Genomic DNA, 15,552 nt, shown 5'->3' with positions numbered 1-15,552 from the left:
GGGTGGGTTACCGTGCCCCCCGGCGGCTGCCGGGGCAGCCGGGGCAGGCTGCACGAACGCAGAGGGGACGCATGTCGAAGCCGGAGCACACCGAATCGCCTGCCGGGGCGCCAGCCGGGTCGCCTGCGGCGGAGCTGGACGGTGACGCGGCGACCGCGTCCGGGGACGCCGGCGCCGGGTCCGTGAAGGTGCCGAAGGCGCGTTCCGTCGGCGGGACCTCCGCTGCCGGGAAGCCCGTTGCCGCGAAGTCCGCCGCGGGGAAGTCCGCCGCGGGGAAGTCCGGCGCGGGGAAGTCCGGCGCCGTTACGGCGGACGGGTCCGGGGAGGCTGCGGATCCCGCCGACGGCGGGGCGGAGCCGGACGCGGAGCCGGCCGGGCGCGCCGCTTCCCGCCTGCCGGGCACCACCGCTGACGGATCGAAGCCCACGGCGGACGACGCCCCCGCAGCCGACGCCGGGTCCGCCGCGGCGGACGCGGAGGCCGGATCCGGCCGCGGTGGTGCGGCGGAGACGAAGCCCGCCGCCGATGCCGGGCCGGCGGATGCCGAGGACGCCGCGAAGGCCCCCCTCGCGAAGCCCTCCCTCGTGAAGTCCGGCTCCGGGGCGGCCGACGCGAAGGCGGACACCCCCGCCGCCGAGGAGCCCGCGGCCGACGACGCCGACGCCGACGACGCCGACGAAGCCGACGACCGTGCGGAGCCCGCGAAGTCGGACGCGGAGTCGGTGGCCGCGAAGGGCGGTGCCCCCGGCGGGGCGAAGCCCGCGGGCCCGAAGGCCGCCTCCGGCGCGGCCCCCGCCGACGGCACCGGGACGGGTGCTTCCGGCGTTGCGGGCAAGGCCGCCGACGAGGGCCCGGAGGACGCCAAGGCCGACGACGGCAAGGACCGGGGGCGGCTGCTCGCCCGGCGGTACCGGCTCGGGGCCGTGCTCGGCAAGGGCGGCATGGGCACCGTGTGGCGGGCCGAGGACGTGGTCCTCGGACGCACCGTCGCCGTCAAGGAACTCCGCTTCAGCACCGGCGTGGACGAGGACGAGAAGCGCCGCCTCATCACCCGTACCCTCCGCGAGGCCAAGGCGATCGCGCGGATCCGCAGCGAGGGCGCCGTCACCGTCTTCGACGTCGTCGACGAGGACGGCCGCCCCTGGATCGTCATGGAGCTCGTCGAGGGCGCCTCCCTCGCCGAGTTCATCCGGGAGAACGGGCCCCTGACCCCGCGCCGCGCCGCCGAGGTCGGCCTCGCGGTCCTCGACGTGCTCCGGGCCGCGCACGGCCAGGGCATCCTGCACCGCGACGTGAAGCCGTCCAACGTGCTCATCGCCGCGAGCGGCCGGGTCGTGCTCACCGACTTCGGCATCGCACAGGTCGAGGGCGACCCCTCGATCACCTCCACCGGCATGCTCGTCGGCGCCCCCTCCTACATCTCCCCGGAACGCGCCCGCGGCCAGAAGCCCGGCCCGCCCGCCGACATGTGGTCCCTCGGCGGACTCCTGTACGCGGCCGTGGAGGGCGTGCCCCCGTACGACAAGGGCTCCGCGCTCGCCACCCTCACCGCCGTGATGACCGAGCCGGTGGACCCGCCGAAGAACGCCGGTCCGCTGACCGAGATCATCTACGGGCTGCTGGTCAAGGACCCGGCCGGGCGGCTGGACGACGACGCCGCCAGGGCGATGCTCACGGCGGTGCTCAACGCCCCCGACCCCGAGCCCGAGCCCGTGGCCGAGCCGGTCCCGGCGGTCGAGGAGACCCGGGCGATGTCCCTCACCAAGGCGGACGTCGAGGCGGAGAAGGCCGCCGAGAAGGCGGCGAAGAAGGAACGCGAGCGGCGGGACCGCGAACAGCGCGAACGCACCCGCGCCGCACTGAAGTCGGCCCGCAAGGCGGCCGCCGCCGCTGCCGCCGCCGCGGCCCCGCCGGCCAGGCCCGCACCGGTGAAGGCGCCGCTCACCGACGTGATGTCGCGCCGCACCATCGTCCTCGCCATAGCCGGCGTGGTCGTCGTCCTGGCCGTGCTCGGCACGCTGATCGGTTACCTCCTCAGCGGCGGCGACAAGGACTCCGGCCGCAAGAACGAGGGCAAGGGCGGGCCCACCCCCGTCGCGTCCGGGGCCAAGTCCCCGGGCGGCCAGGCCCCCGCCGCCCCGCCCGCGGCTTCCCCCGCCGCCTCGGCCGGTTCCTCCCCGTCCGCGGGCCCGAGCCCGGCCGCACCCGGCGGCACCCCGAGCGGCGACCCCGGCCAGGGGCAGTCCCAGGGGCAGGGCCAGGACACCGGCCAGGCGCAGAGCAGCCAGGGCCAGGGCGCCAGTCCCGGCGGCGCCCTGCCGGCCGGCTTCGGCACGGTGACGGACCTGCGGTACCACTTCTCGATGGGGATGCCCGAGGGCTTCCACCAGACCGACACCGCGGGCCAGGACTCCGGCGCGATCTACAGCCGCGACGGCGGGTTCCCGCGCATCCAGGTCGACTACACCGACAGTCCGGGCTCCGACGCCCGCGCCGCCTGGCTGGAGATAGCCCCCGGCGTGGCCGCCAGCAGCAAGGGCTACCACCTCGTACGCCTGGAGACGGTGGACTACCGGGGCTATCCGACCGTCGCCGACTGGGAGTTCGAGCGGGAGCAGAAGGGCGTCAAGGTCCGGGTCCTCGACCGGGGCTTCCGGATGGACGCGAAGCACGGCTACGCGATCATGATCACCTGCGCCGCCGACCAGTGGGACGGCCCGGAATGCACGCAGCTGCGCAACACGGCGTTCCAGACCTTCCAGTCGTTGGGCTGACGGGCCCCGCAAGCCCGGGACGCGGGCGCCCCGGGCGACGTATCGTGTTCAGCGGGGCCATGGGGGACCCCTCGTCCGGCTGCCGCCGGGAGGCGCCCCCGCACTCGGGGGAGGCGATGTGGAGGAGTACGCGGGCCGGATCCTGGCCGAGCGCTACCGCCTGCCGCTGCCGCCCTCCGACGAGTACGAGCTGATAGAGACCCGCGCCTTCGACACGCGCAGCGGCCAGGAAGTCCTCGTACACCAGGTGCCGTTGCCGGAGGTCGTCGACGCGGAACTGCTCGACGGGACGCCCGCCCGGCCGGGAGCGGCCGGGGAACTCCCCGCGGTGCGCAGGGCGATCGCCGCCGCCCAGGCCGCCGCTTCCGTCCCGGACCACCCCCGGCTGGACCAGGTCTTCGACGTGTTCGCGGAGGGCGAGTCGCTGTGGATAGTGAGCGAACTCGTCCCCGCCAGGCCGCTGGCCGCGCTGATCGCCGATGAACCGCTGAGTCCCTACCGGGCGGCCGAAGTGGCCTCCGACGTGCTGACCGCGCTGCGCGTGCTGCACGCGCACGGCTGGACGCACCGCAACATCACCGTCCGGACCGTGCTGATATGCGAGGATGGACGGGTCGTCCTGACGGGTCTGGCGGCGGGCGCGGCCGAGGAGGCCCTGTGCGGGTACGACCCGGTCCCGGCGCCCGAGCCCGAAACGGACGCCGGGGACGCCGGTACCGGCCCCGGATGGGGCGAAGCCCCGCCGCCCTTACCGCCCCCGCCGGCCCCCGAACCCCCGCCCGCCGCGCCCCCGGCCCGGGAGCCGGTGTACGCGCCCCTCGTGGCGCCCGGGTACGACACCGGGCCGCGCTACTCCGACCACATCGTCCCGGAGCCCGCGCGGCCCCCGCAGGACCGGGCCGCCGCGGAAGCCGACGCCCGCGCCGCAACCATCGCGGCCTACCGGGCCGGGACCCGGGCCGCCGCCGCCAAGGTGGCGCGGGACCGCGGTGAGCGCGGGCCGGTGGTGGTGCCGCAACTGCCGCCGACCGGGGCCAACCTGCCGCAGGAGTACGCGTATCCGTACGGCGGGCCGGACACCGCCGCCCCGGCGCCCTGGCACGGCGCCACCCCCCGCCGCCCGGCCGAACCGGAGCCGCAGCAGGAGCTTGAGTCGGAGGCGGGGCACGAGCCGGAGCCGTACGGGGAGGAGCCGTACGGGGAGGAGCCGTACGGGCAGGAGCCGTACGGGGAGGAGCCGGATCAGGACCCGCAGCCGGAGTGGGCGGTTCAGCAGCAGTCGGAGTGGCCCGCGGGGCCCGGAGCACGGGTCGGCACGCTGCCCGAGCCGGCCCGCCCCGCCCTGCCCGCCCGGCTCGCCCTCCCTCAGGGCTACCGCCAGGCCGACGCCCCCGCTGCCCCTGCCCCTGCCCCTGCCCCTGCCCCTGCCCCTGCCCCTGCCCCTGCCCCTGCCGCACCGCCCGCGGCCCCCGGCCCGCCCCCGGCCGACCCGGACCGGCCCCGCCCGCTCCCGTCCCCGCAGGCCGTTCCGGCCGGAGCGGCYGGCGGCGCCTGGGGCGGCGGCCCGCGTACCGGCCTCGACGCCGAGCGGGCCCGCCAGACCCGGATGGCCGTCGTCGGCCCCGTCACCGAGCGCTGGGCGCCGGAGCAGGCCGGTCCCGTCCACGGCCACTGGCAGCTGGCCGCGCCCGTCGGCCCCGCCACCGACCTGTGGGCCCTCGGCGCCCTGCTCTACCGCGCGGTACAGGGACACGCCCCGTACCCCGAGGACAGCGTCGCCGAACTGGTCGAGATGGTCTGCGCGGAGCCGCCCGCCTTCGCCGAGGAGTGCGGCCCGCTGCGCCCCGTCGTGGAGTCGCTGCTGCGCCAGGACCCCACCGAACGGCCCGACTTCGAGGAGTTGCGCGGCTGGCTGCGCTCCCTCGTGCGCTCCGCGCCGGAGCCCGACGGGGACCTGGCCGCGCTGCCGGCACCGGAGCCGGATCCCACCCGGCTGCCCGTCGTCCGCCGGCGCGGCGACCTGCACGGCCGCCACCGCAACCCCGCCGCCCCGCCGGGGCCGCGTTCCCTCGGCCGGACCCTGCTGGTCGGCGTACTGGCCCTGATGGCCGCCGCCGTCGCCTACGCGATGCTGTTCATGCCGCGTTCCGCCGGCCACGGTGAGCAGCAGGCCCAGCAGCCCACGGCCGCGCAGAGCCCCGCCCGCCCGAGCCCGTCCGGCTCCGCCCCCGGCAAGGCGACCCCGGGCCGCAGCCCCTCCGGGACCCCCGCCGGAACCCCGCAGTCCAAGCCCGCCCAGCAGCCGAACGCCCCCGAGGGCTACACCCTGGAGCGGGACCCGGAGCACTTCACGGTCGCCGTCCCCCAGGGCTGGACCCGCCGGAGCATCAACGAGGCCGGCCAGGTGCGGTACACCCAGGGTGCGTTCACCCTGGTCGTGGTCCCGGGCCGGGACCGGGTCGAGGGCAACCCGGATCCGAAGGCCTACCAGCAGGACAAGGAGCCGGAGCTGTCCCCGTACCGCAACTCCACCTGGGCGGAGTCGGGGGACGTCAAGAGCACGACGGTCGCCGGTCAGTTGCGCGTCACCGGCCGCTACACCTGGATCGACTCGACGGGCCGGTCCGTCCTGGCCCGCAACTTCGTCGTCGCCCTCGGCGGCAGCTACCACGTCGTCATGGTGACCGGCCCCAAGGACGAGGAGGACAAGGTCACCGACGTCTTCGAGAAGGCCACGGCGAGTTACCAGGCGGGTGGCTGACTGGATGTCAGTACGGCGATTGCGTCACAGTGCTGTCTCACCGGCCCCGCGCGGTTCCGGCAGCGCCCGCAGGCTCCGTAATCTGGCCCGGAGAGTACAGAGCGGCGGGAATTCGTGGAACAGCAGACAGGCGCGGGTGCGGTGCTCGCGGGCCGGTACAGGCTCGTCGATCCCATCGGCAGCGGCGGCATGGGCAAGGTGTGGCGCGCGCATGACGAGCTGCTGCACAGGACCGTGGCGGTCAAGGAACTGACGGCGGGTCTGTACGTGGCCCAGGCCGATCGGGAAGTCCTGCACGCCCGCACGCAGAAAGAGGCCCGGGCCGCTGCCCGGATCCAGCACCCGGCGGTCGTCACCGTCCACGACGTGCTGGAACACGACGACCGGCCGTGGATCGTCATGGAGTACATCGACGGCCCCTCCCTCGCGGAAGCCGCCAAGGCGGCCGGGCGCATCGAGCCCCGAGAGGCGGCCCGGATCGGCCTGCACGTGCTGGGCGCCCTGCGCGCCGCGCACGCGGTCGGCGTGCTGCACCGCGACGTGAAGCCGGGCAACGTGCTGCTGGCCAAGGACGGCCGGGTGCTGCTCACCGACTTCGGGATCGCGGCGATCGAGGGCGACTCGTCGATCACGCGCACCGGCGAGCTCGTCGGCTCCATCGACTACCTGGCTCCGGAGCGGGTCACCGGCGGCGCCCCCGACCCCTCCTCCGACCTGTGGTCGCTGGGCGCGACCCTGTACACGGCGGTCGAGGCCCGCTCGCCGTTCCGGCGGACCTCGCCCATCTCCAGCCTCCAGGCCGTGGTGAACGACGAGCCGCCCGTCCCGCGCCAGTCCGGCGCCCTCGGCCCGGTCATCACCGCGCTGCTGCGCAAGGACCCGGCCCAGCGGCCCTCGGCCGCAGAGGCCGAGCGGATGCTGATCGAGGCGATGGAGGGCCGTGAGCCGAAGGCGGCGCAGGCGTACGTGCCCACGCGCGCGGTCACCGCCGAGGAGCGGGCACCCGCCCGGTCCGCAGAGCCCGCGCGGCCGGAGCCGGCCGCTCCCGCCCCGACCACCGCGCTCCGGGAGTCCCCCGCGGCCCCCGCCGGGCGTCCGCCCGGGCGGCTCAAGCGGGCCGCCGCCGTGGCCCTGGTGGCGGCGCTGCTCGGCGGCGGCGGGGTGTTCGGGGTGCTCAAGTACCTCGACGGCCAGGGCGAGGGGGTCCAGGACGAAGGCTCCGCCGACAAGGGGGCGAGCGCCCCGGACCGTTCGGGACCGGGCGACGACGGCAAGGCGGGCGCCGCGGTGGCGACCCCGCCGGCCGGTTTCGTCAAGGTGGAGGACCCGGCGGGCTTCTCGCTGTTCGTCCCGGCGGGCTGGAAGCGCCAGATGGACGGCAACCAGATCGACTACACCCCCGACAACGGGCGGCACCTCATCCGGATCGCCATCGACACCACCCCCGACTACGCGAACCCGTACATGCACCTCCTCGACATGGAGAAGCAGCTCAAGGAGCGCATGGACTACAAGCGCGAGGTGCTGGACCAGAACAGCTTCCGGGACACCACCCGGGCCGGGCTGTGGGACTTCTCCTGGACCGAGAAGGCGCCCCACGCGGGCCCGCGCCGGGCCATCGAGCAGGCGTACGTCAGCCCGGAGAACACCGAGTACGCGGTGTACATGTCCGGTCCGGCGAACGAGTGGTCCAAGATCCGCCAGCAGTTCGACACGGTGCTCACCGGCTGGCAGCCCCCGGCGAAGAAGGGCTGAGGCGGACCGGGCGGAGGTGTCCGCGAAGGGTTCGCCGGAGGCGGCGCCGGAGGGCGTGGGCGACCGCCCGCGGGGCCGTCCGGCGCAGTGATCGCGCCACACCCCGCCGATCGCGCCAGCGATCACTGGCAGACTTGGCAAAATACGGTTACCCACGGGTACCCAAAGGCCCGCGGGCGGCATACGCTCACCGCCATGACGGACTCGCAGGCCCCCGCCGCCCCCCTCCGCACCGCACCGCAGCCCACCAACCCGGTCGCCCCGGTCCCGGCCGGCGCCCGCACCGCCGCCGACGTGGTGACCCCCGAACTGGTCACCCGGCTGACCCGCGGAGTGATCGGCTCCGGGCGGACCGCCAACCACACCCCCTTCACCGGGGACAAGCTGGCGGACCTCCCCGAAGCCACCCCCGAGGACGTGGCCACCGCCTTCACGAAGGCCCGCGCCGCCCAGAGCGCCTGGGCCGCGGTGCCCGTCCGGCGGCGGGCGGCCGTGCTGCTGCGCTTCCACGACCTGGTCCTCGCCCGCCAGGCCGAGGTCCTCGACCTCATCCAGCTGGAGACCGGCAAGGCGCGCCTGCACGCCCACGAGGAGGTGCAGGCCGTCGCCGTCGCCGCCCGCCACTACGGCCGCAAGGCGCCCTCCTACCTGCGCCCCAAGGGCCACGCGGGTGCCATGCCGACCCTCACCAAGGTCACCGAGCTGCGCCAGCCGCGCGGGGTCGTCGGGCAGATCGCCCCCTGGAACTACCCCCTCGAACTGTCCGTAGGCGACGCCCTGCCCGCCTTCGTCTCGGGCAACGCCGTCGTCATGAAGCCGGACACCGAGACCGCGCTGACCGCCCTGTGGGCCCGTGACCTGCTGATCGAGGCCGGACTGCCCGCCGAGGTCTTCCAGGTCGTCCTCGGCGAGGGCCCGGTCGTCGGCCCCGAGGTGGTCCGGCACGCCGACTACGTCTCCTTCACCGGCTCCACCCGGACCGGCCGCGAGGTCGCCCAGGGCGCGGCCGCCCGCCTGGTCGGGGTCTCCCTGGAGCTCGGCGGCAAGAACGCCATGCTCGTCCTGGCCGACGCCGACGTGGAGAAGGCCGCCGCGGGCGCCGTCCGCGCCTGCTTCTCCTCCGCCGGCCAGCTCTGCATCTCCATCGAGCGGCTCTACGTCCACGCCTCGATCGCCGACGCGTTCGTCGAGCGCTTCGCCGCCCGCACCAAGGCCATGCGGCTCGGCCACGCCCTCGCGTACGGGGCCGACATGGGATCCCTCGTCGGGACGCGTCAGCTGGAGACCGTGCAGCGGCACGTGGACGAGGCCGTCGCCAAGGGCGCCACCCTCGTCGCCGGCGGCACCGCCCGCCCCGACATCGGCCCCCTCTTCTACGAGCCCACCATCCTCGACGGGGTCGAGGCCCCCATGGCCGTCTGCGCCGAGGAGACCTTCGGACCGGTCGTCTCGATCTACCGGTTCACCGACGAGGACGAGGCCGTCGCCCAGGCCAACGCCACCCCCTACGGCCTCAACTCCAGCGTCTGGACCAAGGACGCCCGGCGCGGCCACGCCGTCGCCGCCCGCCTGCGCACCGGCACCGTCAACATCAACGACGGCTACGCCCCCGCCTACGGCAGCGCCCAGTCCCCCATGGGCGGCATGAAGGAGTCCGGCCTCGGCCGCCGCCACGGCTCCGAGGGGATCCTCAAGTACACCGAGGCGCAGACCGTGGCCCACCAGCGGCTGCTGCCGATGGCGCCCTCGCTGGGCATGGACGACGCGAAGTACGCGGAGTTCATGACCCGCAGCCTCAAGGTGATGAAGGCACTCCGCTTCCGCTAGGCCCGGCCCACCGAAGCCCGGCCCACCGAAGCCCGGCCCACCGAAGCCCGACCCACCGATTCAGACACGATCGCCCGGGAGGCACCCGCAGTGTCGTACGACTACGACGTCATCGTCATCGGATCGGGCTTCGGAGGGTCGGTCTCGGCGCTGCGGCTCACCGAGAAGGGCTACCGGGTCGGCGTCCTGGAGGCCGGCCGCCGCTTCACCCGCGAGAGCCTGCCCCGCAACAGCTGGGACCTGCGCAACTACCTGTGGGCGCCGGCCCTCGGGCTGTACGGGATCCAGCGCATCCACCTCCTCGGCAACGTGATGGTGCTCGCGGGCGCCGGAGTGGGCGGCGGCTCGCTCAACTACGCCAACACCCTGTACGTGCCGCCCACCGCCTTCTTCGAGGACCGGCAGTGGGCGTCCATCACCGACTGGCGCGAGGAGCTCGCCCCGTACTACGAGCAGGCCAAGCGGATGCTCGGCGTGCGCCTCAACCCGACGCTCACCCCCTCCGACGTCCACCTCAAGGCCGCCGCCGAGAAGATGGGCGCGGGGGACTCCTTCCACATGGCGCCGGTCGGGGTGTTCTTCGGCGACGGCCTGGACGCCGACGGCGGGGCGCGGGTGCGGCCCGGGGAGCGGGTGCCCGACCCCTACTTCGGCGGCGCCGGACCTTCCCGCACCTCCTGCACCGAGTGCGGGGAGTGCATGACGGGCTGCCGGCACGGGGCCAAGAACACCCTGAACGAGAACTACCTGCACCTGGCCGAGCGGGCGGGGGCCGTCATCCACCCCATGACCACCGTCACCGCGCTCGCCGAGCACCCGGACGGCGGCTACCGGGTCCGCACCGTCCCCACCGACCACCGCCGCACGGGCCGGGCCAAGGTGCTCCGGGCCCGCTACGTCGTCGTCGCGGCGGGCACCTACGGAACCCAGACCCTGCTGCACACCATGAAGGACCGGGGCGAACTGCCCCGGCTGTCGGACCGGCTCGGCGACCTCACCCGCACCAACTCCGAGGGCCTGGTCGGCGCCCAGACCGACGACCGCCGCTACGGCAGGCGCCACGGGGCCGACCGGACGGCGGACTTCACCCGGGGCGTGGCCATCACCTCCTCCGTGCACCCCGACGCCGACACCCACATCGAGCCCGTCCGCTACGGCAAGGGCTCCAACGCCATGGGGTTCCTGACCATCCTCCAGGTGCCCTACGGCCGCCACCGGGTCCGGGCCTGGTTCGCCCGCACCGCGAAGCACCCCGTGCAGCTGGCCCGCTCGCTGTCCAACCGCCGCTGGTCGGAGCGGACCATCATCGGTCTGGTCATGCAGTCCCTCGACAACTCGCTGACGACCTACCGCAAGCCCGGCGGCATCGGGAAGGGCCTGCTGACGGCCCGCCAGGGGCACGGCGCCCCCAACCCGGTGCAGATCGAGGCGGCCACCCGGGCCGCGACCCTGCTGGCCGAGGAGATCAACGGCTTCCCGGGCAGCAACGTCGGCGAACTGATGGGCACCCCGCTCACCGCGCACTTCCTCGGCGGCTGCCCGATCGGCGCCTCGCCCGAGGAGGGCGTGGTGGACCCGTACCACCGGCTCTACGGGCACCCGGGCATCTCCGTCGTCGACGGTGCGGCGGTCTCCGCGAACCTCGGGGTCAACCCGTCCCTGACGATCACGGCGCAGGCCGAGCGGGCGATGTCGTACTGGCCGAACAACGGCGAGGAGGACCCGCGGCCCGAGCAGGGCGCGGCGTACGTGCGTCTCGCGGCGGTGGAGCCGGCCCGGCCGGCCGTCCCGAAGGAGGCCTTCGGTGCGTTGCGGCTGCCCTTCCTGGCGGTCCCCGCGGTGCCCCCGAGGCAACCGGAACCTGAGCACTGACCGCGATGAGTACCGCGCTCCCCCTCCGAGCGCGGTACTCACCGCGGTACAAGAGTGGACAGGCGGTTGCCGGAGAAGGTTGTACCGGAATCCTTGTACCGGTGTTGTGGTGTCGGTCACACGCCGGAGAGCGCAACTCTGGCCGGGGTCCGGCGGTCAAGGGTGCATGAGACAGCGCATCTCCCTGCTGGCCGCCTGCGGCCTGGTCGCCGCCGGGCTGGCCACCACCCCGGCCCACGCCGCGGAACCCGTCCTCGCCCTGACGGCGCCGACCGCCCTCGCCCTCCCGCTCCCCCCGGCCCAGGGCTCCCCGAAGCCGGTCGCCCTGGCCGTGGGCCTGGAGTACCCGGGCACCGGTGAGGGCCTCGGCGACGAGTTCACCTTCACCGTCGACCTCACCAAGGTCGCGGCCGTGGCTTCCGTACGCGAGGTGGCGGCCGGCGGGACCGGCCCGGCCGCGGCGCCCAAGTGCACCTCCGTCGCGAGCACCCTCGTCTGCAAGGAGCGGGGCGTGCGCCCCGGCTCCCGGGCCGGCGTCGACCTGGAGGTCACCGCCGCGAAGGACGCCAAGAACGGGGACACCGGCGAGATCCGGGTCACCGGCGCGCTCTCCGGCGCCACGGTGCGGCCCGCCGTCACCGCCGTCACGGTCGGCGGCCCCGACCTGGTGATGGGGGAGATGGCGCTCAAGCGGGACCCGAAGCCGGGGGAGAGCCAGCCGCTGCCCCTGGCCTTCGCCAACCGGGGCACGCAGTCCGCGCGGGGCGTCGTCCTGGAGCTGGAGGCCAGCCGCGGGATGGAGCTGGCCGAGCGGTACGACAACTGCGAGTACCGCACCACGCGCACCTCCACCACCGCGCTCTGCACGGTCGACGGGGAGTTCGAGGCCGGCGCGAGCTACGAACTGGCCGGAGACAGCCCCCTGCACCTGAAGGCCACCGGGCACGCCCGCGCCGAGCTGCTCGGCTACGGGATCTACCCGGCCGCGGCCCCGGTGAAGGCGGAGCAGGCGCAGACGGGCGCGGACGCGAAGCCCAAGCCCGGTGACCAGGGCGCGAAGGACCCCGCGGGCAAGACCCCCGGGACCGGAGCGGGCACCGGTCAGGGCGCCGGCCGCAAGCTCACCGCCAAGAAGCGCGCGACCCTCACCCCGGCGCTGCGGGGTCCCGACCTCAACCCGGCCGACAACCGGCGCGAGTTCGACTTCGCCGTCCCGAACACCGCCGACCTCGCGGCCGAGCCCCTCGTCGTCAAGGGCAAGGCCGGCGCCACCGTCAAGGCCGCGGTCGCCGTGCGCAACCAGGGCCCGGCCTGGGTCTTCGACCCCCGCTCCACCGCCCCGGCGGCCGTCGTGGACGTGGTGGTCCCGCCGGGCGTGACGGTGCTCACGGCCCCCGCGGCGTGCCGCTCCGCCGGCACCGCGGCGGCGCCCCGCTACCTCTGCACCACCGGTTCGTCGCTGCTGGAGTCCGAGAAGGCGCAGTTCCCCTTCGAGCTGCGGATCGACAAGGCCGTCCCGGACGCCCGGGGCGCCATCACGGTCGGCCGGCCCGGCCCCGGGGGCGAACCCCAGCGGCACCCCTTCGACCCGGTCCTGGCCAACAACCTGGCCACCATCACGGTGAACCCGGCCGGTCCCGCTCCGAGCCCCTCCACGACGTCACCGAAGCCGACCGCCTCGGCGTCGGCCTCCGCCTCGCCGTCGGCCACCCCGAGCGCGGGGACCACGCCGCCGAAGACCTCCTCGGGCGGCGGTCCGCTGGCCTCCACCGGCAGCACGGCGGGCCTGGTCGGCTTCGCGGGGGCCGCGCTGGTGGCCGCCGGGGGCGCGCTGTTCCTGGCCTTTCGTCGCCGAGGCGCGGGCCGCGCGTAGCGGAGCCGGACACGGGGAACGGCCGACCCGGGGCGTCCCCCGGGCCGGCCGTCCTCATGGGGTGACCGGGCTGCTGTCCCCTGCCGCCCGGTCACGCGGGGGAGCGAGGTCCCTCGACGCGCGCCGTCAGACGTCACGTCTCATCGCTCCCGTGGAGCCACGCGTGGTGCTGCGGACCCGCGCCTGGCTGACGCGGACTACACCGAGAACGAAGCCCGGTGGGGCCGGTCACGGTCCGGACGGGTGACGAACACCCGTCAGACGCGGCCCCGGCACAGCTCCAGCAGGGTCATCGCGAGCGCGGTGCCGGGCTTGCCGAGGGCGTCGCTCCAGTGCGCGAGCACCTCCATCTCGCGAGAGAGGTGCACGCGGCGGCCTCCGGCGGCGATCCGGGCCTCCTGGATGACCGTGGACACGGCCGTCCGCTCCTGGATCAGCCCGATGATGCGGTCGTCGATGGCGTCGATCCGCTCGCGGCTGTCGGCGATGAGCTCTTCGGGGGTGGCGGCGGTGGTGATGACGGACATGTCGTTCTCTCCTCATGGACGATCGGGGGAGGTCCGCCAGTCCCGCGGAACGCCAGAGCGCCCCGGTCCTGTCGGACCGGGGCGCTCTGGGAAGTCAGCGGCTCAAGCGAGCATCACGAAGACCCATGGCGACCGGACCGGCCGGTGCCATAGGTAAAGAGGAAGCTCAGCTGCTTGCGCATGGAACGGATTATTACCCTCCGGCCCACCCCCCGGTCAACCGGGCCCGCATCGTGAGACGAGCCGCGCGTGGGCGGTGCGGACGCGGCGGGGCGGCGCGTGGCCGGTCCGCCGGGTGTGCCCCGGCCCGTGACCGCGCGGGGCGCGGCAAGCGCTGTGAGCGGGGCGTCGCGGCGCGTCACGGCGGTGGGGGACTCGGATGGTGCGACAAAACGGCGGGTGCCGCCACCGGTAGAATCGACAAAACAGCCACCCTCTTCCGCCGGAAGGCCTGCCCCGTGCCAGAAGCACCCTCCGCCGCCCACGACAGCGCCCCGGACACGGTTCTCGTCGTCGACTTCGGCGCCCAGTACGCCCAGCTCATCGCCCGCCGCGTCCGCGAGGCACGGGTCTACAGCGAGATCGTGCCCAGCACGATGCCCGTGGCCGAGATGCTCGCCAAGGACCCCAAGGCGATCATCCTCTCCGGCGGTCCGTCCTCCGTGTACGAGGAGGGTGCCCCGCGCCTGGACGACGCCCGCGCCCTCTTCGAGGCCGGCGTCCCCGTCTTCGGCATGTGCTACGGCTTCCAGYTGATGGCGACCACCCTCGGCGGCACCGTCGACAACTCCGGCGCGCGCGAGTACGGCCGCACCCCGCTGGCCGTCTCCAAGCCCGGCTCGACGCTCTTCGAGGGCACCCCCGAGAGCCAGTCGGTGTGGATGTCCCACGGCGACGCCTGCTCCGCCGCCCCCGAGGGCTTCTCCGTCACCGCGTCGACCGACGTCGTCCCGGTCGCGGCCTTCGAGAACGACGAGAAGAAGCTGTACGGGGTCCAGTACCACCCCGAGGTCATGCACTCCACGCACGGCCAGCAGGTGCTGGAGCACTTCCTCTACCGGGGCGCGGGCCTGTCCCCGACCTGGACCACCGGCAACATCGTCGAGGAGCAGATCGCGGCCATCCGCGAGCAGGTCGGCGACAAGCGCGCCATCTGCGGCCTCTCCGGCGGCGTGGACTCCGCCGTCGCCGCGGCCCTCGTGCAGAAGGCCATCGGCTCGCAGCTGACCTGCGTGTACGTCGACCACGGTCTGATGCGCAAGGGTGAGACCGAGCAGGTCGAGAAGGACTTCGTGGCCGCCACCGGCGTCCAGCTGAAGGTCGTCGACGCCCAGGAGCGCTTCCTGAACGCGCTGGCCGGCGTCTCCGACCCGGAGACCAAGCGCAAGATCATCGGCCGCGAGTTCATCCGCGTCTTCGAGCAGGCGCAGCTGGAGATCCTCCAGGAGGACGGCCCGGCGGTGGCCTTCCTGGTGCAGGGCACCCTGTACCCGGACGTCGTCGAGTCCGGCGGCGGCACCGGCACCGCCAACATCAAGTCCCACCACAACGTGGGCGGTCTGCCCGACGACATCGAGTTCGAGCTCGTCGAGCCGCTGCGCCAGCTGTTCAAGGACGAGGTCCGGATGGTCGGCCAGGAGCTCGGCCTGCCCGAGGAGATCGTCCAGCGCCAGCCCTTCCCCGGCCCCGGCCTCGGCATCCGCATCGTCGGCGAGGTCACCAAGGAGCGCCTGGACCTGCTGCGCGAGGCCGACGCCATCGCCCGCCACGAGCTCACCGCGGCCGGCCTGGACCGGGAGATCTGGCAGTGCCCGGTCGTCCTGCTCGCCGACGTCCGCAGCGTGGGCGTCCAGGGTGACGGCCGCACCTACGGCCACCCGATCGTGCTGCGCCCCGTCTCCTCCGAGGACGCCATGACGGCCGACTGGACGCGCATGCCGTACGAGGTCCTCGCCAAGATCTCCACCCGGATCACCAACGAGGTGCCGGACGTGAACCGCGTGGTCCTGGACTGCACGAGCAAGCCCCCGGGCACCATCGAGTGGGAGTAGTCCCACCCGTACCCCGCAGTGCGTGACGAAGCCGCCGTTCCCCCTCGGGAGCGGCGGCTTCGCCGCGTGTATGGCCTCTTCGGGCGGGCGCCGGTACCTTGCGCCGCGACCT

8 protein-coding genes are annotated in these 15,552 nt (G+C 74.6%); 7 read left to right on the top strand and 1 reads right to left on the bottom strand.

From position 1 onward, the window contains the following. The first annotated feature begins 71 nt into the window (after nucleotides 1–71). The 6 genes from AB4039_RS20885 to AB4039_RS20860 all read left to right on the top strand — a co-directional run bounded on the left by AB4039_RS20885 (nucleotide 72) and on the right by AB4039_RS20860 (nucleotide 12,862). Entirely contained in the window at nucleotides 72–2,774 is a 2,703-nt protein-coding gene (locus tag AB4039_RS20885) for a serine/threonine-protein kinase (protein WP_442271464.1), read from the top strand. Nucleotides 2,775–2,892: 118 nt separating this feature from the next. Further along, a complete protein-coding gene (locus AB4039_RS20880) occupies nucleotides 2,893–5,535 on the top strand; it encodes a protein kinase (RefSeq protein WP_442271463.1) in 2,643 nt (880 codons plus the stop codon). 114 nt (nucleotides 5,536–5,649) lie between these two features. Then, on the top strand, nucleotides 5,650–7,290 hold the full coding sequence (locus AB4039_RS20875; RefSeq protein WP_442271462.1) for a serine/threonine-protein kinase: 1,641 nt from the start codon (nucleotides 5,650–5,652) through the stop codon (nucleotides 7,288–7,290). 195 nt (nucleotides 7,291–7,485) lie between these two features. Beyond that, a complete protein-coding gene (locus AB4039_RS20870; RefSeq protein ID WP_442271461.1) occupies nucleotides 7,486–9,117 on the top strand; it encodes a succinic semialdehyde dehydrogenase in 1,632 nt (543 codons plus the stop codon). Nucleotides 9,118–9,207: 90 nt separating this feature from the next. Continuing rightward, nucleotides 9,208–10,989 carry an FAD-dependent oxidoreductase gene (locus tag AB4039_RS20865; protein WP_442271460.1) on the top strand — a complete coding sequence of 594 codons (1,782 nt, stop codon included), beginning with the start codon at nucleotides 9,208–9,210 and terminating at the stop codon, nucleotides 10,987–10,989. 166 nt (nucleotides 10,990–11,155) lie between these two features. Next, nucleotides 11,156–12,862 (top strand): peptidase, encoded by a 1,707-nt coding sequence (locus AB4039_RS20860; RefSeq protein WP_266841222.1) that lies wholly within the window; start codon nucleotides 11,156–11,158, stop codon nucleotides 12,860–12,862. A 257-nt stretch (nucleotides 12,863–13,119) separates the two neighbouring features. On the opposite strand, the gene AB4039_RS20855 is transcribed toward AB4039_RS20860, so the two are convergent. After that, on the bottom strand, nucleotides 13,120–13,389 hold the full coding sequence (locus tag AB4039_RS20855) for a chorismate mutase (RefSeq protein WP_280917124.1): 270 nt from the start codon (nucleotides 13,387–13,389) through the stop codon (nucleotides 13,120–13,122). A gap of 458 nt (nucleotides 13,390–13,847) precedes the next feature. Here AB4039_RS20855 and guaA point away from each other — a divergent pair, with 458 nt between their 5' ends. Beyond that, a complete protein-coding gene (gene guaA, locus AB4039_RS20850; RefSeq protein ID WP_266841225.1) occupies nucleotides 13,848–15,440 on the top strand; it encodes a glutamine-hydrolyzing GMP synthase in 1,593 nt (530 codons plus the stop codon). Nucleotides 15,441–15,552 lie beyond the last annotated feature (112 nt).

The sequence above is a fragment of the Streptomyces sp. M-16 genome (assembly GCF_052114405.1).
In the GTDB taxonomy this organism is placed as follows: domain Bacteria; phylum Actinomycetota; class Actinomycetes; order Streptomycetales; family Streptomycetaceae; genus Streptomyces.
The sequence above is the reverse complement of the archived record's forward strand: the minus strand, read 5'-3'. Positions and strand labels throughout refer to the sequence as shown.

Coding starts and splice junctions, on each gene's coding strand:
- AB4039_RS20870 (WP_442271461.1), top strand. CDS start 7,486: ATGACGGACTCGCAGGCCCCCGCCGCCCCCCTCCGCACCGCACCGCAG.
- AB4039_RS20885 (WP_442271464.1), top strand. CDS start 72: ATGTCGAAGCCGGAGCACACCGAATCGCCTGCCGGGGCGCCAGCCGGG.
- AB4039_RS20855 (WP_280917124.1), bottom strand. CDS start 13,389: ATGTCCGTCATCACCACCGCCGCCACCCCCGAAGAGCTCATCGCCGAC.
- AB4039_RS20860 (WP_266841222.1), top strand. CDS start 11,156: ATGAGACAGCGCATCTCCCTGCTGGCCGCCTGCGGCCTGGTCGCCGCC.